At 64.2% G+C, this 19,479-nt stretch carries 17 protein-coding genes; 15 read left to right on the forward strand and 2 right to left on the reverse strand.

Annotated features, from left to right (window positions below; all coding sequences use genetic code 11):
- The 15 genes from dnaA to C1924_RS00075 all read left to right on the forward strand — a co-directional run bounded on the left by dnaA (position 1) and on the right by C1924_RS00075 (position 17,013).
- Positions 1 to 1,332, forward strand: coding sequence for a chromosomal replication initiator protein DnaA (gene dnaA / locus C1924_RS00005; protein ID WP_108763503.1), 1,332 nt, complete (start codon positions 1 to 3; stop codon positions 1,330 to 1,332).
- A 275-nt stretch (positions 1,333 to 1,607) separates the two neighbouring features.
- The gene (dnaN, locus tag C1924_RS00010) at positions 1,608 to 2,708 is read left to right on the forward strand and encodes a DNA polymerase III subunit beta (RefSeq protein WP_005411731.1); all 1,101 of its coding nucleotides are present in this window, start codon (positions 1,608 to 1,610) and stop codon (positions 2,706 to 2,708) included.
- Positions 2,709 to 3,597: 889 nt separating this feature from the next.
- On the forward strand, positions 3,598 to 4,692 hold the full coding sequence (gene recF / locus C1924_RS00015) for a DNA replication/repair protein RecF (protein WP_108763504.1): 1,095 nt from the start codon (positions 3,598 to 3,600) through the stop codon (positions 4,690 to 4,692).
- Between the two features lie 111 nt (positions 4,693 to 4,803).
- The gene (gyrB, locus tag C1924_RS00020; RefSeq protein WP_108763505.1) at positions 4,804 to 7,263 is read left to right on the forward strand and encodes a DNA topoisomerase (ATP-hydrolyzing) subunit B; all 2,460 of its coding nucleotides are present in this window, start codon (positions 4,804 to 4,806) and stop codon (positions 7,261 to 7,263) included.
- Positions 7,264 to 7,330: 67 nt separating this feature from the next.
- Positions 7,331 to 8,176, forward strand: a complete 846-nt coding sequence (locus C1924_RS00025; RefSeq protein WP_108763506.1) for a CPBP family intramembrane glutamic endopeptidase — start codon at positions 7,331 to 7,333, stop codon at positions 8,174 to 8,176.
- A 69-nt stretch (positions 8,177 to 8,245) separates the two neighbouring features.
- The gene (locus C1924_RS00030) at positions 8,246 to 9,052 is read left to right on the forward strand and encodes a M48 family metallopeptidase (protein ID WP_108763507.1); all 807 of its coding nucleotides are present in this window, start codon (positions 8,246 to 8,248) and stop codon (positions 9,050 to 9,052) included.
- Positions 9,053 to 9,183: 131 nt separating this feature from the next.
- Entirely contained in the window at positions 9,184 to 10,374 is a 1,191-nt protein-coding gene (locus C1924_RS00035) for a tetratricopeptide repeat protein (RefSeq protein WP_108763508.1), read from the forward strand.
- A gap of 254 nt (positions 10,375 to 10,628) precedes the next feature.
- On the forward strand, positions 10,629 to 11,186 hold the full coding sequence (locus tag C1924_RS00040) for an energy transducer TonB (protein WP_174208978.1): 558 nt from the start codon (positions 10,629 to 10,631) through the stop codon (positions 11,184 to 11,186).
- Between the two features lie 92 nt (positions 11,187 to 11,278).
- Positions 11,279 to 12,040 carry a TonB-system energizer ExbB gene (exbB, locus tag C1924_RS00045; RefSeq protein WP_108763510.1) on the forward strand — a complete coding sequence of 254 codons (762 nt, stop codon included), beginning with the start codon at positions 11,279 to 11,281 and terminating at the stop codon, positions 12,038 to 12,040.
- Positions 12,041 to 12,100: 60 nt separating this feature from the next.
- The gene (locus tag C1924_RS00050; protein ID WP_108763511.1) at positions 12,101 to 12,526 is read left to right on the forward strand and encodes a biopolymer transporter ExbD; all 426 of its coding nucleotides are present in this window, start codon (positions 12,101 to 12,103) and stop codon (positions 12,524 to 12,526) included.
- A gap of 3 nt (positions 12,527 to 12,529) precedes the next feature.
- Positions 12,530 to 12,943, forward strand: coding sequence for a biopolymer transporter ExbD (locus C1924_RS00055; protein ID WP_108763512.1), 414 nt, complete (start codon positions 12,530 to 12,532; stop codon positions 12,941 to 12,943).
- A gap of 198 nt (positions 12,944 to 13,141) precedes the next feature.
- On the forward strand, positions 13,142 to 14,602 hold the full coding sequence (cls, locus tag C1924_RS00060; RefSeq protein ID WP_108763513.1) for a cardiolipin synthase: 1,461 nt from the start codon (positions 13,142 to 13,144) through the stop codon (positions 14,600 to 14,602).
- A gap of 41 nt (positions 14,603 to 14,643) precedes the next feature.
- Positions 14,644 to 14,904, forward strand: coding sequence for a hypothetical protein (locus tag C1924_RS00065; RefSeq protein ID WP_108763514.1), 261 nt, complete (start codon positions 14,644 to 14,646; stop codon positions 14,902 to 14,904).
- A 9-nt stretch (positions 14,905 to 14,913) separates the two neighbouring features.
- The gene (locus tag C1924_RS00070; RefSeq protein ID WP_108763515.1) at positions 14,914 to 15,657 is read left to right on the forward strand and encodes a pyridoxine 5'-phosphate synthase; all 744 of its coding nucleotides are present in this window, start codon (positions 14,914 to 14,916) and stop codon (positions 15,655 to 15,657) included.
- Positions 15,658 to 15,900: 243 nt separating this feature from the next.
- Positions 15,901 to 17,013 carry a PA0069 family radical SAM protein gene (locus C1924_RS00075; protein ID WP_108763516.1) on the forward strand — a complete coding sequence of 371 codons (1,113 nt, stop codon included), beginning with the start codon at positions 15,901 to 15,903 and terminating at the stop codon, positions 17,011 to 17,013.
- A 374-nt stretch (positions 17,014 to 17,387) separates the two neighbouring features.
- Here the strand turns inward: C1924_RS00075 and C1924_RS00085 are convergent, their stop codons facing one another.
- Both C1924_RS00085 and C1924_RS00090 read right to left on the reverse strand, forming a co-directional pair.
- Positions 17,388 to 18,095 (reverse strand): 2OG-Fe(II) oxygenase, encoded by a 708-nt coding sequence (locus C1924_RS00085; protein WP_108763517.1) that lies wholly within the window; start codon positions 18,093 to 18,095, stop codon positions 17,388 to 17,390.
- Between the two features lie 108 nt (positions 18,096 to 18,203).
- Positions 18,204 to 19,220 carry a class 1 fructose-bisphosphatase gene (locus C1924_RS00090; protein WP_108763518.1) on the reverse strand — a complete coding sequence of 339 codons (1,017 nt, stop codon included), beginning with the start codon at positions 19,218 to 19,220 and terminating at the stop codon, positions 18,204 to 18,206.
- Between the last annotated feature and the right edge of the window lie 259 nt (positions 19,221 to 19,479).

A 19,479-nucleotide genomic window follows, 5' to 3' on the forward strand; every position in this document is an offset into this window, starting at 1 on the left:
ATGGATGCCTGGTCCCGAAGTCTCGAACGCCTCGAAGCGGAGTTCCCGCCGGAAGACGTTCACACCTGGTTGAAGCCGCTGCAGGCCGATCTGCGCGCGGACAGCCTGGTGCTGTATGCCCCGAACGCCTTCATCGTCGACCAGGTGCGCGAGCTGTACCTGGCCCGGATCCGCGAGCTGCTGACGCACTTCGCGGGTTTCAGCGACGTTTTCCTTGAAATCGGCTCGCGCCCGCGGCCCTCGGAGGCGCAGAACGCGCCGGTTTCGAGCGCGTCGACGGCAGCGGTGGCCGAACCCCAGGTGCCGTTCGCCGGCAATCTGGACAACCACTACACCTTCGCCAACTTCGTCGAAGGCCGCAGCAACCAGCTGGGTCTGGCCGCTGCCTTCCAGGCGGCGCAGAAGCCAGGCGACCGCGCGCACAATCCGCTGCTGCTGTACGGGGGCACCGGCCTGGGCAAGACCCACCTGATGTTCGCCGCCGGCAATGCCATGCGCCAGGCCAACCCGGGTGCGAAAGTGCTGTACCTGCGCTCGGAGCAGTTCTTCAGCGCGATGATCCGGGCCCTGCAGGAAAAGACCATGGATCAGTTCAAGCGTCAGTTCCAGCAGGTGGACGCGCTGCTGATCGATGACATCCAGTTCTTCGCGGGCAAGGACCGCACCCAGGAAGAGTTTTTCCACACCTTCAACGCGCTGTTCGACGGCAAGCAGCAGATCATCCTGACCTGCGACCGGTACCCGCGCGAAGTCGAGGGCCTGGAAGCGCGCCTGAAGTCGCGGCTTGCCTGGGGCCTGTCAGTCGCGATCGAACCGCCGGACTTCGAGACCCGCGCCGCGATCGTGCTGGCCAAAGCACGAGAACGCGGAGCCGAGATTCCCGATGATGTTGCGTTCCTGATCGCCAAGAAGATGCGCTCCAACGTGCGCGACCTCGAAGGCGCGCTCAATACCCTGACCGCCCGCGCCAATTTCACCGGCCGTGCGATCACCACTGAATTCGCCCAGGAAACCCTGCGCGATCTGCTGCGCGCCCAGCAGCAGGCGATCAGCATTCCCAACATCCAGAAAACCGTGGCCGACTACTACGGGCTGCAGATCAAGGATCTGCTGTCCAAGCGCCGGACCCGTTCGCTGGCCCGCCCCCGCCAGGTCGCCATGGCCCTGACCAAGGAACTGACCGAGCACAGCCTGCCCGAGATCGGTGATGCCTTTGCCGGTCGCGATCACACCACGGTGCTGCATGCCTGCCGCCAGATCCGCACCCTGATGGAAACCGACGGCAAGCTCCGCGAGGACTGGGACAAGCTGATCCGGAAGCTGAGCGAATGATGCACGGACGCCGATAAGGCGTCATCGCACAAAACGGTGCAGAATCCGGTAGCAAGCGCGGGATGAGTTGTGGATAAAAATGGCGTCTGGAATCGCGTCGAATTTATCCACAGCTTTCCCCACCCCCTGGGGGGCGGTAATACAGAGGGTTTCGAGGCTGGAAACTCTTTCTATTACAAAGACTTAGCGTAGTTTTCCAGCGATTCTGTCTCTACCAGCACCACCAAGCTTTTGATTTTTTCCACATTTTTTAAAGCATAGGGGCACGGAACCACATGCGTTTCACACTGCAGCGCGAAGCCTTTCTCAAGCCGTTGGCACAGGTCGTCAACGTGGTCGAACGCCGCCAGACCCTTCCGGTTCTGGCCAATTTCCTGGTCCAGGTGCAGAACGGCCAGCTGTCGCTGACCGGTACCGACCTGGAAGTGGAGATGGTGTCGCGGATCGCGGTTGAAGATGCCCAGGACGGCGAAACCACCATTCCTGCCCGCAAGCTGTTCGAGATCATCCGCGCACTGCCTGACGGCAGCCGGATCACCGTCTCGCAGACCGGCGACAAGATCACCGTGCAGGCCGGCCGTAGCCGCTTCACCCTGGCCACCCTGCCCTCCAATGACTTCCCGTCGGTTGACGAGGTGGAAGCCACCGAGCGCGTGGCGATCGGCGAAGCGACCCTGAAGGAACTGATCGAGCGCACCGCGTTCGCGATGGCCCAGCAGGACGTGCGCTATTACCTCAACGGTCTGTTGTTTGACCTGCGCGGTGATGCCCTGCGTACCGTCGCCACCGACGGCCACCGTCTTGCGCTGTGTGAAACCGACCTGGCCAAGCCCAGCGGTTCCAAGCGCCAGATCATCGTGCCGCGCAAGGGCGTGACCGAACTGCAGCGCCTGCTCGAAAGCGGCGATCGCGAGATCGAGCTGGAAGTCGGTCGCAGCCATGTCCGCGTCAAGCGCGACGATGTCACGTTCACCTCGAAGCTGATCGACGGTCGCTTCCCGGATTACGAGGCCGTCATTCCGATTGGTGCCGACCGCGAAGTGAAGGTGGATCGCGAAGCGTTGCGTGCTTCGCTGCAGCGTGCCGCGATTCTGTCCAACGAGAAGTACCGCGGCATCCGCGTGGAAGTCTCGCCGGGCAACCTGAAGATCAGTGCGCACAACCCGGAGCAGGAAGAAGCCCAGGAAGAGATCGAGGCCGACACCACCGTCAGCGATCTGGCCATTGGCTTCAACGTGAACTACCTGCTGGATGCCCTGTCCGCCCTGCGCGACGAGGAAGTCATCATCCAGCTGCGCGATTCCAACTCGTCGGCTCTGGTCCGTGAGTCCAGCAGCGAGAAGTCGCGTCATGTGGTGATGCCGCTGCGTCTCTGACATTTGCGCTGTTCCACGTGAAACAGAAAACGCCCGGGAGATCCGGGCGTTTTTTTTTGGTTCCACGTGGAGCATTGATGGGGATTGTGGAATCGGAGTTCTGCGCTGCCGATCTGATTACCTGCTTCCTGGATGCCGATTGGTTTCTGACTCGATGGAGGTCTGCCGATCAATCGATTCCAGAAAGTTTTCAGGAAGTCGATCTGCCCTCTGCTGACGCCACTGTCCACAGCCTGGATTTCCGGCCGTTCGGCCCTGCCCTAGCTTTTAAATCTGGGTATAAATCTAAAGCATGGTGGTGATGGTAGGGCCAGATTTCGTGGAGAACAGGGTTATCTGATTGATTTAAAAGCGATTTATACACCTGAAACCCCCTGTATATGAGCCCTCGGGGCTGGGGGGGAAGCTGTGGATAGTTTTCGTCGGTGCTGAAAGTGGCTTTTTTATCCACAGATTGCCCATGGCTTGTGCATAAGTCATACAGGGTCGCTGTGGACAGCGTGGAACGCATGGCGTGAATTCTTTGAAATCTGTGGAACGCTCCGGTGCCATGCCCCACAGATTTCAAGAAATCTGTGGGACGCTTCGCCGGCGCCCGGCTGTCCGACGGCAAACGGTCACCCGCATGTGCCGAGAATTGGGCGAATTCTGGACCCCTGGGCACTGCCTGATGCCGCAGATTTGAAGGAATTCACGTGTCATCCGCGCGCCTGTTGCTTCGATCAGGCTGTGCCGGACGCCACGTGGAACGCCTTGCTGCGCGAGTGCTGGTCCGCGGCCACTCGCCCCGGTGGCCGGGCGACGACCGCGACGGCACGCTTGACCGATGCAGTAAGCTGATGGATTCCCCGCCCTGCTACCGCCCCGTGCGGATGGTCTCCCGCGTCCCATGCTGATCCGCCGCCTCGCCTTGAACCAACTGCGCCGCTTCAGCAGCGTGGAACTGTCGCCGCAGCCGGGTTTGAACCTGCTGACCGGCGACAACGGCGCGGGCAAGACCAGTGTGCTTGAGGCGCTGCACCTGATGGCCTATGGCCGCAGTTTTCGAGGCCGGGTGCGCGACGGTCTGGTCCGGCAGGGTCAGGACGCGCTTGAAATCTTCGTGGAATGGGACGAGGAGCGGGCCGATCATCCGCCGCACCGTCGAAAGGCCGGCCTTCGCCATAGCGGTCAGGAGTGGAAGGGGCGTCTTGACGGTGAGGATGTAGCCCAGCTTGGCAACCTCTGCGCGGCATTGGCCGTTGTGACGTTCGAGCCTGGCAGCCATGCGCTGGTCAGTGGCGGTGGGGAACCACGCCGTCGCTTCCTCGATTGGGGGCTGTTCCACGTGGAACCAGACTTCCTTTCGCTCTGGCGCCGGTACTCGCGTGCGCTCAAGCAGCGCAATGCCCTGTTGAAGCAGGGTGGACCGTCGCGGATGCTCGATACTTGGGACCACGAGCTGGCTGAGGCCGGCGAACCGCTCACCAGCCGGCGCCAGCACTACCTGGAACGGCTGCAGGAGCGAGCGATCGCCCTGGCTTCGGCGCTGGCGCCGCAACTGGGTATTCAGGGCCTGGACCTCAGTCCCGGCTGGCGCCGGCACGAACTGCCTTTGGCCGATGCCCTGCTGTTGGCGCGCGAGCGCGACCGTCAAGCTGGCTACACCTCGGTGGGCCCGCACCGGGCGGACTGGAGCGTGGATTTCCACAGTATTCCGGGCCGCGATGCCCTTTCGCGTGGACAGGCCAAACTGACCGCTCTGGCCTGCCTGCTTGCCCAGGCTGAAGACTATGCCGAGCAGCGCGGGCAATGGCCGGTCATTGCACTGGACGACCTTGCGTCGGAACTGGATCGCACCCACCAGGCCCGCGTGCTCGAGCGACTATTGGCCGGACCGGCGCAGATCTTCGTTACCGCCACCGAAACCCCGGCCGCGCTGTTGGACCTGGCCGATATTGCCCGGTTCCACGTGGAACATGCCCGGATCGTGGCTGTGCCATAGTGGCCACATCAGGGTCGACAGGGCCCGGCTGGTATAATTCAGGTTGCACCCCTACTTACCCGGCGCATCGCTTCGTGCGGTGACCGACCTGCGGAGCCTACGGCAAGCGCAATGACCGACGAACAGAACACCCCGGCAAACAACGGCAACTACGACGCCAACAGCATCACCGCCCTGGAAGGGCTCGAGGCTGTCCGCAAGCGTCCTGGCATGTACATCGGTGACGTCCACGACGGTACCGGTCTGCACCACATGGTGTTCGAGGTCGTCGACAACTCGATCGACGAGGCCCTCGCCGGCCACGCCGACCACGTCGCGGTGACGATCCACGCTGACGGCTCGGTTTCGGTGTCCGATAACGGCCGCGGTATCCCGACCGGCAAGCACGAGCAGATGAGCGCCAAGCTGGGCCGCGAGGTTTCGGCGGCCGAGGTCGTGATGACCGTGCTGCACGCGGGCGGCAAGTTCGACGACAACAGCTACAAGGTGTCCGGCGGCCTGCACGGCGTCGGTGTCAGCGTGGTCAATGCGCTGTCGCAGAAGCTGCTGGTGGATGTGTTCCAGAACGGCTCCCACTACCAGCAGGAATTCAGCAATGGTGCGGCGGTAACCGCGCTGGCCAAGCTGGAAGCCACCACCAAACGCGGTACCACCGTGCGCTTCTGGCCGTCGACCGTGGCCTTCCACGACAACGTGGAATTCCACTACGACATCCTGGCCCGCCGCCTGCGTGAACTGTCGTTCCTCAATTCCGGCGTCAAGATCGTGCTGGCCGATGAGCGTGGCGACGGCCGCCGCGACGACTTCCACTACGAAGGCGGCATCCGCAGCTTCGTGGAGCACCTGGCTCAGCTGAAGACGCCGCTGCACCCGAACGTCATCTCGGTTACCGGCGAGCACAACGGCATCGTGGTGGACGTGGCGCTGCAGTGGACCGATTCCTACCAGGAAACGATGTACTGCTTCACCAACAACATCCCGCAGAAGGACGGCGGTACCCACCTGGCCGGCTTCCGCGGTGCGCTGACCCGCGTGCTCAACAACTACATCGAGCAGAACGGCATCGCCAAACAGGCCAAGATCAACCTGACCGGCGATGACATGCGCGAAGGCATGATCGCGGTGCTGTCGGTGAAGGTGCCGGATCCGAGCTTCTCCAGCCAGACCAAGGAAAAGCTGGTCAGCTCCGACGTGCGTCCGGCGGTGGAAAATGCCTTCGGCGCGCGCCTGGAAGAGTTCCTGCAGGAAAACCCGAACGAAGCCAAGGCCATCGCCGGCAAGATCGTGGACGCCGCGCGCGCACGTGAAGCGGCGCGCAAGGCCCGCGACCTGACCCGCCGCAAGGGCGCACTGGATATCGCGGGCCTGCCGGGCAAGCTGGCCGACTGCCAGGAAAAAGATCCGGCGCTGTCCGAACTGTTCATCGTCGAGGGTGACTCGGCAGGTGGCTCGGCCAAGCAGGGCCGCAACCGCAAGAACCAGGCGGTGCTGCCGCTGCGCGGCAAGATCCTCAACGTGGAACGCGCCCGCTTCGACCGCATGCTGGCCTCCGATCAGGTGGGCACGCTGATCACCGCGCTGGGTACCGGCATCGGCCGCGACGAGTACAACCCGGACAAGCTGCGTTACCACAAGATCATCATCATGACCGACGCCGACGTCGACGGCGCCCACATCCGCACCCTTCTGCTGACGTTCTTCTACCGTCAGATGCCGGAGCTGATCGAGCGCGGCTACGTCTATATCGGCCTGCCGCCGCTGTACAAGATCAAGCAGGGCAAGCAGGAGCTGTACCTGAAGGATGACCCGGCGCTGGACAGCTACCTGGCCAGCAACGCGGTGGAGAACGCCACGCTGGTACCGGCCGCAGGCGAGCCGGGCATCGAAGGCGCCGCGCTGGAGAAACTGCTGCTTGCGTTTGCCGGCGCGCGCGATGCGATCGAACGCAACGCCCACCGCTACGACCGCAACCTGCTCGAAGCGCTGGTCGACTTCGTGCCGATGGACCTGGCCAATCTGCGTAACGCCGCCGAAGGCCAGGGTCTGGACGCACTGGCCAAGCGCCTCAACCAGGGCAGCCTGGGCAGTGCACGTTTCAGCCTGGAACTGCAGGAGCCGAACGACGAGCGTCCGGCTGCCGTGCTGGTGACCCGCCGGCACATGGGCGAGGAACATGTGCAGGTGCTGCCGCTGGCGGCCTTTGAAGGCGGCGAACTGCGCGCCATCTACCAGGCGGCGACCCTGTTGCATGGCCTGGTGCGCGACGGGGCCACCATCGGCCGCGGCGCCAAGTCGGTGGAAGTGGACAGCTTCGCCAAGGCACAGAACTGGCTGCTGGAAGAAGCAAAGCGCGGCCGCCAGATCCAGCGCTTCAAGGGCCTGGGTGAAATGAACCCGGAACAGCTGTGGGATACCACGGTCAATCCCGATACCCGCCGCCTGCTGCAGGTTCGCATCGAGGACGCCGTTGCCGCCGACCAGATCTTCAGCACCCTGATGGGTGATGTCGTCGAACCGCGCCGTGACTTCATCGAAGACAACGCGCTGAAGGTCGCCAATCTCGATATCTGACGCGCTTCGACCGCGGCCGGTACGCAGGAATGCGTGCCGGCCTTCGCCCTTTGACTGCAGGTAATCGATGTCCGCTTCCGTCCCGGTCTCCGCTCCGCCGCCCGTTCCGCCAGCCTCCGCTGCGCCGCGCCGCGGTTCACCCGTGGCGGGTTTCTTCATCGATCTGGGTATCGGCGCGGTCGCGCTGTTCGTCCTCAGCCTGGTCAGCGGCTTGGCATGGGGGCTGTATCGCGGCATCCAGGTGGGCTACGCCAGCGCGAAAAGCAATGCGGGTGCCCTCGACCCAGCCAGCGTGACCGAAGCACTGGGCACACCGGGTGCCCTGGCACAGGTGCTGATGGCGCTGGTTTCCACCGGCGGTGCGGCACTGCTGTTGTACTTCTGGCGGCGGCCGGCCAATGCGGCCGAACGGCAGGCCTCCGCGCAGGCGCTGCGGCGTCCGTCCACCTGGGGCTGGACCCTGCTGGTGGCCACGCTGATCGTGATCGGCAGCAACGGCATTGCCTTCCTGGCCAAGCAGGCCGGCATTGAACCGGTGCCCACCAACCTGGCGCTGATGCAGCACGCCATCGAGCGTTTCCCTCTCTTCCTCGTGCTGTTTGCGGTGGTGCTTGCCCCCGCCTACGAAGAACTGCTGTTCCGCCGCGTCCTGTTCGGGCGCCTGTGGCAGGCCGGCCGTCCTTGGCTGGGCATGGTCCTGAGCAGCCTGGCCTTCGCCCTCATCCATGAAATTCCGGGTACCAGCGCCAACGGCCCGGCCGAAATCGCCCAGCTGTGGCTGGTCTACGGTGGCATGGGCGCAGCCTTCTGCTGGCTGTACCGGCGCACCGGCACGCTGTGGGCGGCGATCATCGCCCACGGGCTGAACAATGCGGTGGCCCTGGCCGCGCTGGTGTTCTTCGGGTCAATGTAAGGCTGTGGCCGCTTGACGAAAAATTAAGCGAGGCCGGTCCACACTGCCCGCATGAACACGGGGGATTCCATGAAATCACTGCTGCTCGCCCTGCTCATCACCGCACTGCTGAGTGCGTGCGCGACCACCACCTCACCGACCGGCCGTCGTCAGGTCATCGGGGGCGTGTCCCAAGCGCAGCTCGACCAGCTGGGCGCGCAGGCGTTCGCGGAAACCAAGCAGAAGCAGAAGATCAGCACCGACGGCCGCCAGAACGGCTATGTGCAGTGCGTGGTCAATGCACTGGTCGCGCAGTTGCCACCCCAGTACCGTGGCGTACGGTGGGAGACGGCAGTGTTCGTCGACAAGGAACCCAACGCTTTCGCCCTGCCCGGCGGCAAGGTGGGCGTGAACACCGGCATCTTCACCGTGGCCAAGAACCAGGACCAGCTTGCCGCCGTCATCGGCCATGAAATCGGTCACGTGATCGCCCGCCACCACGAAGAGCGCATCACCAAGCAGATGGGTGCGCAGACGGGCCTGGCCATTGCCAGTGTGATTGCTGGCGTATATGGCGGGGACGCTGGCGCCAGCATGGTCAACCAGTACGGTGGCGCGGGTGCACAGGCCATCATCCTGCTGCCGGGCTCGCGCACCCAGGAAACCGAGGCCGACCAGATAGGCCAGCGCCTGATGGCCGATGCCGGTTTCAACCCCGAACAGGCCGTCGGCCTGTGGCAGAACATGATGGCCGCCAGTGGCAGCCGCAGCCCGCAATGGCTGTCCACCCACCCTGACCCGGCCAACCGGATCCGCGAACTGCAGCGTGATGCCCCCTCTCTGGTGCCCGTCTACCAGCAGGCCCAGGCGGCCGGCCGGCGGCCAAAGTGTGGGTGAGTCCGCAGATTCATGCTGTACTGCAGCACATAAAACGATTTCTCACGCCATCTGTTTCTGATACGTTTGGCGGCTCAGATTTTTCTGACAGTCCGACTTTGCCGCTGACGGCGGTTCGATCGAGGTGAACGATGATTTTCCGCAACCACAAAGCTGTGCTTTCCGTCCTCATCGCGACCGCCCTGACCGGCGCCGTGGTCACCGATGCCTTCGCGCAGTCCTCGCGTTCGTCCGATCGCGGCAACCGCGGTGGCAAGCAGCAGGCCAAGGCCGAAGTCCTGTTCCCGAATGCCACCCGTGAGGAGCCGAAGGAAAAGGCGTCCTCGAAGATGGGCAAGCAGCTGCAGAAGCTGATTGACAACTACAACGATCAGAAGTTCCCGGAGACCCTGCAGATTGCAGGCGAAATCCTCGGCAACAGCGCAGCCAACAACTACGACAAGTCGCTTGCCGCGCAGCTGGCGGCGCAGGCCGCCTACCAGGGCGATGACACTGCCGGTGCCATCGGTTACCTGAAGCAGGCGCTGCAGCTCAATGGCCTGGACAACAACGGCCACTTCCAGTCGATGCTGATGCTGGGCCAGCTGCAGCTGCAGGAAGACCAGACCGCCGAAGGCCTGGCCACGCTGGACAAGTACTTCGCCGAGAGCAAGTCGAACAAGCCGGAAGAGCTGATTGCCAAGGGCCAGGCCCTGTACCAGCTGCAGCGCTACCAGGAAGCGATTCCGGTGCTGCAGCAGGCCATCGCCGCCTCGCCGGAGCCGAAGGACAACTGGAACCAGCTGCTGATGGCCGCGCTGTCCGAAGCCGGCCAGACCGGTGAAGCGGTCAAGACCGCCGAAGCGCTGGCGGCCAAGAACCCGAACGACAAGAAGGCGCAGCTGAACCTGGCCAACATGTACATGCAGGCCGACCAGATGCCCAAGGCCGCCGCGGTGATGGACAAGCTGCGCAGCAGCGGTCAGCTCACCGAAGAGCGCGAGTACAAGCAGCTGTACTCGATCTATGCCAACACCGAGAACAAGGAAAAGGACGTCATCGCGGTCATCAACGAAGGGTTGCAGAAGGGCATCCTGAAGCCGGACTACCAGGTTTACCTGGCGCTGGCCCAGTCCTACTACTACTCCGACCAGGTGCCGCAGGCGATCGAGGCGTGGCAGAAGGCTGCCCCGCTGTCCAAGGACGGTGAGACCTACCTGAACCTGGCACGCGTCCTGCATGCCGAAGGTCGCATCCCGGAGGCCAAGCAGGCCGCCCAGCAGGCGCTGGCGAAGGGTGTGAAGAACCAGGCGGATGCGAAAAAAATCATCAACCTGAAGTAAGTAGGAATAACGCCTGAACGCCTGCACAGTTGATGCGCAGGCGCTCAGGATTGGTATAAGCTTGGAGGTTCCTGCGGTGTCATGCACCGCTGATCAGGGATCCCGCCCCCGGGATTCCGGCCCCACTATTGAGCTCTTGGCGCATGACGGAACAACTAGTCGTTCACCGGTACGAACAACCCGATGACAAGGGGCTGAGCTGGCCTCGCATCGTCGGCATCGCGTTTGTAATCGCCCTGCATCTGGCCGCCTTCATGATGCTCCTGATCCCCGCCGTGGCCCCCAAGGCCGTGGCTGAGAAGGAGCGCAACGTCATGGTGACCATCGTCGACGCGCCGCCGCCGCCGCCACCGCCGCCGCCGCCGCCGCCGCCGCAGGACACCCCGCCGCCGCCGGTGAAGAACCTGTCGCCGCCGAAGCCGTCGCCCGTCCCGCCGCCGCCGCAGGCGCCGGTCGTCGACGTGCCGGAACCGCGCCCGAACGACATCGTCACCCCGCCGTCGCCTCCGGCGCCGCCGGCACCGCCGACGACGATCGAGGCCAGCGTCGACATCTCGTCGAAGGCCATGAATCCGCCGCGCTACCCGCCGGCCGCTTTCCGCGCTGGTATCCAGGGCGAAGTGATCCTGATCATTGATGTCGATGCCAACGGCAACGTCACCAATGTCACGGTGGAAAAGTCCAGCCGTAACCGCGATCTGGACCGTGCTGCGATGGAAGCTGCCCGCAAGTGGCGTTTCAACGCCGCTGAATCTGGCGGTAAGAAGGCTGCTGGCCGCGTCCGCGTCCCGGTCAACTTTGCACTGAACTGATGCGAGCGGGTGGCCGCCGGCCACCCCTCCTCCGGTTCGATTGTTTAGCTTAGCTACACCCTTTATCACCACACACAACAAAGGTAAGCGTCATGCTGCAGGAACTTTTCATCGCCGCTGCTGCCGGGGGCAATCCGTCCAACGCCCTGTCGCAGATGGGCTTCGAGCACCTGATCCACGAAATGACCTCCAAGCCGGGTGATTTCGCCGTTTCCTGGGTCGTGCTGCTGACCCTGATCGTCATGTCGGCCATGTCCTGGTACTGGACCGTCATCAACATCTTCCGTTCGGTCCGCCTGAAGAGCGCTGCCGATCGCGTCGTCAGCCTGTTCTGGGACACCCCGAACGCGCAGGACGCCATCCGTGCGATGGAAGAACAGCCGGCTTCCGAGCCGTTCTCGAAGATCGCCCTGGACGCTGCCCAGGCTGCTGCCCACCACCAGCGCGCTGAAGGCGGCGCCACCGGCGGTCTGGGTGAGAACCTGAGCCGTTCGGAGTTCGTCGACCGCGCCCTGCGCCAGGCCGTGACCCGCGAAAGCAACAAGCTGCAGTCGGGCATGACCCTGCTGGCCACCGTCGGTGCAACTGCTCCGTTCGTCGGTCTGCTGGGTACCGTGTGGGGCATCTACGGCGCGCTGATCAAGATCGGTGCCACCGGCTCCGCTTCGATCGACGCCGTTGCCGGCCCGGTGGGTGAAGCGCTGATCATGACCGCCATCGGTCTGTTCGTCGCGATCCCGGCCGTGTTCGCCTTCAACTTCTTCAGCAAGGTCAACAGCGCGACCATCAGCAAGTTCGATACCTTCGCGCACGACCTGCACGACTTCTTCGCCACCGGCTCGCGCGTCCGCTGATTGCGGCGCGCGTCACCCCTGGACGAAGCAGTAGTCACCAAGATCTAGACGGAGCCCGTTATGGCTTTCAGTAGTGGTAACAGCGGCGGCCCCATGGCCGACATCAACGTTACGCCCCTCGTGGACGTGATGCTGGTGCTGCTGATCATCTTCATCATCACGGCGCCCCTGATGTCCCACAAGGTCAAGGTGGATCTGCCGGAGGCCAACCTGGTCCAGAAGCCGGAGGACGCTGAAAAGCGTTCCGGTCCGATCACCCTGGCAGTCAAGGAAGACGGCTCGATCTACTGGAACGACGAGGAAATCGACAAGCAGACGCTCGAGTCGCGCTTGGCGACCGCCGCCCAGCAGACCCCGCAGCCGCCGCTCAACCTGCGTGGTGACCGCACGACCAAGATGCGCGTCATCAACGACCTGACCAAGGTTGCGCAGGAGCAGGGCATGCTGGACGTCGGCTTCGTCGCGACCAAAGAGAAGGGGCAATAAGCCATGGCATTCAGTAGTGGTGGTGGCAAGGGCCCCATGGCAGACATCAACGTCACGCCCCTCGTGGACGTGATGCTGGTTCTGCTGATCATCTTCATCGTGACCGCGCCGATCATGACGTACCCGATCGCCGTGGACCTGCCGCAGCGCGTGCTCAACCCACCGCCGCAGCTGGTCGAACCGCCGCCGCCGATCGAACTCAAGATCGACGCCAGCAACCAGGTCACGTGGAACAACAGCCCGATCGGCACGCACGAGCTGCAGCAGCGGATGGAGCAGGAGGTCCAGCGTGACCCGACCAACCAGCCCGAACTGCGCATCGATGCAAGCCCGGATTCCGAGTACGACGTGATGGCCAAGGTTCTGGCTGCCGCGAAGAATGCTCAGATGAAGAAGATCGGCTTCGTGCAGCAGTAATACGCAATACCGCAGCACAACAGTCATGACGCGACTGCAGACGCCCTTGGAGACAGGGGCGTCTTTTTTTTGCGCGGGGTCAGAGCCCTTCCCTGCGGGAAGGGATCCGACCCCGGGTCAGATCCCAGGGGTCGGATCCCTTTCTGCAGGAAAGGGCTCTGACCCCATCACCACGCCCGCGCCCGCTATGATCAGCGCATGCTCGCCCTCTTCGATTCGCTGCGCCTCTGGCTCGATGGCATCGCCCACCTGGGAACGATCCTCGCCGTGGCCTATCTGCTCTATCTGCTGGCACTGACCGGCTGGATCATGCTGCAGAAGCGCGAGCCGGTGGCCACGCTCAGCTGGATCCTGTCGCTGGCGCTGCTGCCCTACCTCGGCCTTTTCATCTACTACCTGCTCGGCCCGCAGAAGGTGAAACGGCAGCGCCTGCGTCGCGGTCGCGCACGTTCGGGCATGGAGCACTACAGCGATGTCTGCCCGCCCGATGCAGGCTGCACCGAGCTGGCCAAAGTGGCGCAGGCCACCACCGGCCTGGCGCCCAGCAGCGCCACCGAAGTGACATGGCTGGTGGATGGCGCGGCCACCTATGCCGCACTCCTCGAGGCCATCGCCCAGGCGCGCGACCACGTGCACCTGGAGTACTACATCTTCAACCCCGACCACGCCGGTACCGCCCTGCGCGATGCACTGGTCGAGCGCGCCCGGGCGGGGGTGCAGGTACGCCTGCTGCTGGATGCGGTGGGCTCGTCATCCGTGTCGAAGCGCTTCCTGCAGCCGCTGCTGGATGCCGGTGGCGAGGCCATCTGGTTCCATCCGCGGCAGCTGCTGAAGCCCTTCAAGCGGCCGTGGTTGAACCTGCGCACGCACCGCAAGCTGGTCATCATCGACGGCCAGCTGGCCTTCACCGGCGGCATCAACATCACCGACGAGGAAGATGAAAGCCGCAACCCCAACGCCTACCGTGACCTGCACATGCGCATCCGTGGCCATGTCGTGCGCAGCCTGCAGTTGGTGTTTGCCGAAGACTGGCTGTATGCCAGCGGCCAGGAACCGTCGCGCTTCGAGGTCGCGCGGCTGTGGCCGGCAGACATGCCGTTGCGCGGCGACGGCAGCATTGACGCCCAGGTGCTGGTGTCCGGACCTGATTCGGGCTGGGAAACCATCCATCGCCTGCATGTGGCGGCCATCCAGGAAGCCAACGAGCGGGTCTGGCTGGTCACGCCCTACTTCGTGCCCGGCGAGGCCGCGCGCATGGCCCTGACCTCGGCGGCACTGGGCGGCTTGGATGTGCGCCTGCTGGTGCCCAAGATGAGTGATTCCTGGTTCGTCACCCAGGCCGCGCGCTCCTACTTCGACGAACTGCTGCACGCCGGGGTGAAGATCTACGAGTACGGGCCGCGCATGCTGCACACCAAGGCCTTCATTGCCGACGACGACGTCTGCATCGTCGGCAGCGCCAACTTCGACCATCGCAGCTTCCGGTTGAACTTCGAGCTGTCGATGATGATCAGCGACCGGGATCGTGTGGCGGAACTGGCCACGCTGCTGCAGGCCGAGTTCGACAGTGCCACGCGCGTGCAGGATCAGGCCGGGCGCTCGCTGTGGTTGCACCGCCTGCCGGAAGCCTTTGCGCGGCTGGCCTCGCCGCTGCTGTAAGGCAGCGCTACACTGCGGCCGATGCCTGGGGAGGACTGGATATGTACTGGCTGTACCTGCTGCTGGCGCTGGGCTGCTTCGCCTTCGCGCTGAAAACCCCGAACATGGGCCTGATGTCGCTGGCGCTGCTGGTGGCCCTGGGCTTCCTGCTGGCGTGGGTGCGTGGCCGCTACGTGGCCCGCTTCGGCGACCTGCAGCGCGACCCGACCACCCTCGTCGACGCCGACGAAGTGCGCCGCCTGCGTGAGCAGGCCCGGTCCCAGGCCCATGACGGCACCGTCCCACCCTCTTCCGCCCCGTAGTCCCGTTCCATGACCCAGCTCAGCGTCAACGTCAACAAGATCGCCGTCCTTCGCAACTCGCGTGGCGGTGCCGAACCCGATGTCGTGCGTGCCGCCCAGGCCTGCCTGGATGCGGGCGCCCACGGCATCACCGTGCACCCGCGGCCGGACCGTCGCCACATCACCGCCGAGGACGTGCTGGCGCTGTCGACCCTGACCCGCGCCCGCGGTGTCGAGTTCAACATTGAAGGCAATCCCTTCGCGCCGCCGCGCGAGGGCTATCCGGGCCTGCTGCCGATGTGCGCGCAGACCCGCCCGGCGCAGGCTACCCTGGTGCCCGATGGCGACGGCCAGATTACCTCCGACCACGGTTTCGACTTCGAGCGCGATGGTGAACGCCTGCGCCCGCTGGTGGCCGAACTGAAGGCGATGGGCTGCCGGGTCAGCCTGTTCGTGGATGCCGGCAACCCGTTGCTGGAACAGGCGGCCGCCGTTGGCGCCGACCGCATCGAGCTCTACACCGGTCCCTATGCCGAAGCCCACGCTGCCGGCGATGCCGCTGCGATGCTGGCGCTGTTCGCCACCGCCGCACGTCGCGCGCAGGCGGCCGGGCTGGGCGTGAATGCCGGGCATGATCTTTCGCAGGACAACCTGCGCGACTTCCTGGCCGCCGTGCCGGAGGTGCTGGAGGTGTCGATCGGCCATGCGTTGATCGGTGAGGCCCTCTATGACGGCCTCGACACTACCGTCCGGGGTTACCTGGCCCTGCTGTAACGGCTGACGCCGGGCCTTGCCCGGCGCCATCAGGACCCATCGCAGCTGCTGAGACGTCCGTGGCCCATGCTTCCGGCCTGCTGCGGCGTGGGCGCGTGGTCGATCCCGTGGAACCTGTGGATAAGCCTGGGGCCAACGAGGGCTTGAATCCGCCCCAACGCCTACAGCTACGTGAATCCTGGCCGCTTGCGCCGCCTCTGGTTAGCAATAATACTAATACCTCTGAAATGGCCGGAGGGCGCCATGCAACACCCCCCTCGCAACGCCCAGGCCGCCATCAAGGGCCGCGGTTCCACGTCGCATCTTGCAGGGCGTTTTGAAAGCACCGTCAGTGAGGCTGTCGATGACGGCTGGGCCATCGACGAAAGCGAGGAATTCCTCGCCCCGCGCCTGCGCACCGAAGTGCGCGCCGAGACTGCGCGCAGCATCATCAGCCGCAACAACTCCCCGGATGTGGGTTTCAGCCAGTCGGTGAATCCCTACCGTGGCTGTGAGCATGGCTGCTCATACTGCTTCGCGCGGCCGTCGCACGCCTACCTGAATCTCTCGCCGGGCCTGGATTTCGAGACCAAGCTGTTCGCCAAGACCAATGCGCCGCAACTGCTGCGCAAGGAACTGTCGAAGCCGGGCTATCTGCCGCAGCCGATCGCACTGGGCATCAACACCGACGCGTACCAGCCGATCGAACGCAAACTGAAACTCACCCGCCAGCTGATCGAAGTGATGCTGGAAACCAGGCACCCGTTCTCGCTCATCACCAAGAACGCGCTGGTGGAGCGCGACATCGACTTGCTGGCACCGCTGGCGGCCGAGAACCTGGTCAGCGTGCACTTCTCGGTGACCTCGCTGGACCCGCATCTATCGGCGAAGCTGGAGCCGCGTGCGTCAGCGCCGCACGCCCGGCTGCGTGCCATGAAGCGGCTGCATGCGGCGGGCATTCCGGTGGGCGTGATGGTGGCGCCGGTGATTCCGTGGATCAATGACAGCGAGCTGGAGGCTGTGCTGGAAGCCGCGCATGACGCCGGAGCCGGCACCGCTGGTTACGTGCTGCTGCGCCTGCCGTTGGAAGTCGCGCCGCTGTTCCGCGACTGGCTGGACACGCATCATCCCGACCGCGCTGCACATGTGATGAGCACCATCCAGCAGCTGCGTGGTGGCAAGGATTACGACAGCCAGTTCGGCACGCGCATGCGTGGCCAGGGCGTGTATGCGGACCTGTTGAACAACCGCTTCAAGCTGGCGCGCAAGCGTCTCGGGTTCAACGCGCAGAACAGCCATTGGCCGAAGCTGGATTGCAGCCGGTTCCAGAAGCCGTTGCCGCCGCAGAAGGAATCACCGCAGGGCTCGTTGTTCTGATTCCGTAGAGTCGAGCTTGCTCGACTGGGAGAGAAGAGCAGTCGAGCAAGCTTGTATGTTCCTCCCGGCTCCTACGAGGTATGTAGGAGCCAGGGTGGAGGGACCGTCAAGCAAGCATCTGCGGAATCGAGCCGACAGACGAGTCGAGCGATCCCCATCCCGCACACGAACGTCGATAAAGGATCGTACGGAGCCGTATTCAACATTCTGGCCAGAAAGCTGGCCAGGATTGCGTGGGGTGTATTCAAGAGCGGCAAGGATTTCGATCCAGCCCTGTTGAAGGTGGGCCAAGCCCGCTTCCAGCAGGCTTGACTGCGAACATAGGATCTCGACTCTACGTAGAGCCAGGAGCAGTCGAGCAAGCTCGACTCTACTCATCCGCCAAAGAGCTTCTGCGCGCTCTGGAACAGGATCCAGCTGGTGGCGATGAACTTGTCGCCACCCTGTGGCCGGTTGCCGCGATGGGTGTGGGTGAACGCGGTCGGCGCGATCAGCAGGCTGCCGGTGCGCGGTGCGATTTTGCGGCCCTGGAACAGGAACTCGGTCTCGCCTTCCTCGAACCCGTCGTTGAGGTACAGCGTCCACAGCAGGTGGCGATGCAGGGTCTCGGCCTGCACATCCTTCGGGTACAGCTCGCAGTGCCAGTAGGGGTAACCGCCCTCGCCCGCCGCATACCATTGCAGGTTGATGGCACCCGGGCGCAGGCAGGTACGGGCCAGGTCGGCCAGCTGTTCCGGCGCCATGTCGGGGAAATCCTCGGCTGACAGTCGGCGCGGCTGGCCGTTGCTGTCCTGGATCTGCAACATCAACGGTGCGATCAATGCCTGTGGATAACGGCGTAGATAAGTCTGCAGCCCGGCGAACACAGCCTGTTGCAGCGCGTTGTCCACATCGCGCCACGCATCCAGCCCGCTGATGCGCAGATCCTTGCTGTGCTTGAGTTCGGGGAACACACCGCTGCCTACCGCACCGGGTTTCAGGCCGTCGCTGCCGCGCATGCGGGCAACGATGGCGGCGCACACGTCACTGGGGACGGCGTTGTGGATGACTTCGATGAAATCGACCGGACCCGGCTCGTGCATGCGTGCAATCCTTCGGCGGCAAGGGCTTGATGGTGCCGTTTGCCGCCGCTGCTGTCACCCCGCGGTCATGTCATCGCATTGCCATGACCGCTGTAGGAATGGCCGCCCTCAAGCGGTCTTCGCGTCATGCTCCTGGTGATAACGCACCGCTTCGGCCACTTCCTCGCGCGAGCCGAGGAACACCGGCACGCGCTGGTGCAGGTGGTTGGGCTGCATGTCGAGGATGCGTTCGCGGCCGGTCGACGCGGCGCCGCCGGCCTGTTCGACCAGCAGGCCCATCGGGTTGGCTTCGTACATCAGGCGCAGCTTGCCGGCCTTGTCCGGGTCCTTCTTGTCCCACGGATAGATGAAGATGCCGCCGCGGGTAAGGATGCGGTGCACGTCGGCGACCATGCTGGCGATCCAGCGCATGTTGAAGTTCTTGCCGCGCGCGCCTTCCTTGCCGGCCAGCAGGTCCTGGACGTAGCCCTGCATCGGCGCTTCCCAATGGCGCTGGTTGGACATGTTGATGGCGAATTCCTGCGTGGCCGCCGGAATCTGCATATTCTCGGTGGTCAGCACGAACTCGCCGGTTTCGCGGTCCAGGGTGAAGGCGTGGGTGCCGTGGCCGACGCTCAGCACCAATTGGGTGCTGGGCCCGTAGATGCAGTAGCCGGCGGCAATCTGCTTGCTGCCCGGCTGCAGGAACGCTTCATCGCCTGGCAGTTCGACGTTGGTCGGGCAGCGCAGCACCGAGAAGATGGTGCCGACGGAGACGTTGACGTCGATGTTGGAGCTGCCATCAAGGGGATCGAACAGCAGCAGGAAATCACCGCGCGGGTAGATGTCCGGCACCGGCTGGCTGTGGTCCATCTCTTCCGATGCACAGGCGGCGAGGTGGCCGCCCCAGGCGTTGGCTTCCAGCAGGATCTCGTTGCTGATGACGTCCAGCTTCTTCTGTGCTTCGCCCTGCACGTTGCCGGTGCCGGCTTCGCCCAGCACACCGCCGAGGGCGCCCTTGCTGACGGCGATGGAGATGCTGGTGCAGGCGCGGGCGACGACGGCGATCAGTTGGCGCAGGTCGGCATTGATGCGGCCGGCGTGCTGTTCCTGGATCAGGAAGCGGGTCAACGAAGTACGGGACATGAGCGGGCAGGTCTCGGCAGCGGGAAAACGCTTATTGTCGCTGCTGTGCGCGGCGCGCGCGTGATTGGTTTGAGGCGAAATCGTTTACAGCGGCGTTGCGCTGTGCGGCGCCTTCCTGTTTTCGAGGCGCGCGGGAGGGGGAGGCGATGCAGGACACGCTGCAAGTACGTCCCTGTAAGCTCGATGGCGCCATCCATGGCGCCAACGGTCCTGCATCGCCTCCCCCTCCCGCGCGCTTCAGGGTTCGCCGCGAGCGCGG

Origin of the sequence: Stenotrophomonas sp. ESTM1D_MKCIP4_1 (assembly GCF_003086895.1) — a bacterium.
Taxonomy (GTDB): domain Bacteria; phylum Pseudomonadota; class Gammaproteobacteria; order Xanthomonadales; family Xanthomonadaceae; genus Stenotrophomonas.

Bases quoted from the DNA above. Each gene is read 5' to 3' on its own strand.
- dnaA (WP_108763503.1), top strand. From the start codon at position 1: ATGGATGCCTGGTCCCGAAGTCTCGAACGCCTCGAAGCGGAGTTCCCG.
- dnaN (WP_005411731.1), top strand. From the start codon at position 1,608: ATGCGTTTCACACTGCAGCGCGAAGCCTTTCTCAAGCCGTTGGCACAG.
- recF (WP_108763504.1), top strand. From the start codon at position 3,598: ATGCTGATCCGCCGCCTCGCCTTGAACCAACTGCGCCGCTTCAGCAGC.
- gyrB (WP_108763505.1), top strand. From the start codon at position 4,804: ATGACCGACGAACAGAACACCCCGGCAAACAACGGCAACTACGACGCC.
- C1924_RS00025 (WP_108763506.1), top strand. From the start codon at position 7,331: ATGTCCGCTTCCGTCCCGGTCTCCGCTCCGCCGCCCGTTCCGCCAGCC.
- C1924_RS00030 (WP_108763507.1), top strand. From the start codon at position 8,246: ATGAAATCACTGCTGCTCGCCCTGCTCATCACCGCACTGCTGAGTGCG.
- C1924_RS00035 (WP_108763508.1), top strand. From the start codon at position 9,184: ATGATTTTCCGCAACCACAAAGCTGTGCTTTCCGTCCTCATCGCGACC.
- C1924_RS00040 (WP_174208978.1), top strand. From the start codon at position 10,629: ATGATGCTCCTGATCCCCGCCGTGGCCCCCAAGGCCGTGGCTGAGAAG.
- exbB (WP_108763510.1), top strand. From the start codon at position 11,279: ATGCTGCAGGAACTTTTCATCGCCGCTGCTGCCGGGGGCAATCCGTCC.
- C1924_RS00050 (WP_108763511.1), top strand. From the start codon at position 12,101: ATGGCTTTCAGTAGTGGTAACAGCGGCGGCCCCATGGCCGACATCAAC.
- C1924_RS00055 (WP_108763512.1), top strand. From the start codon at position 12,530: ATGGCATTCAGTAGTGGTGGTGGCAAGGGCCCCATGGCAGACATCAAC.
- cls (WP_108763513.1), top strand. From the start codon at position 13,142: ATGCTCGCCCTCTTCGATTCGCTGCGCCTCTGGCTCGATGGCATCGCC.
- C1924_RS00065 (WP_108763514.1), top strand. From the start codon at position 14,644: ATGTACTGGCTGTACCTGCTGCTGGCGCTGGGCTGCTTCGCCTTCGCG.
- C1924_RS00070 (WP_108763515.1), top strand. From the start codon at position 14,914: ATGACCCAGCTCAGCGTCAACGTCAACAAGATCGCCGTCCTTCGCAAC.
- C1924_RS00075 (WP_108763516.1), top strand. From the start codon at position 15,901: ATGCAACACCCCCCTCGCAACGCCCAGGCCGCCATCAAGGGCCGCGGT.
- C1924_RS00085 (WP_108763517.1), bottom strand. From the start codon at position 18,095: ATGCACGAGCCGGGTCCGGTCGATTTCATCGAAGTCATCCACAACGCC.
- C1924_RS00090 (WP_108763518.1), bottom strand. From the start codon at position 19,220: ATGTCCCGTACTTCGTTGACCCGCTTCCTGATCCAGGAACAGCACGCC.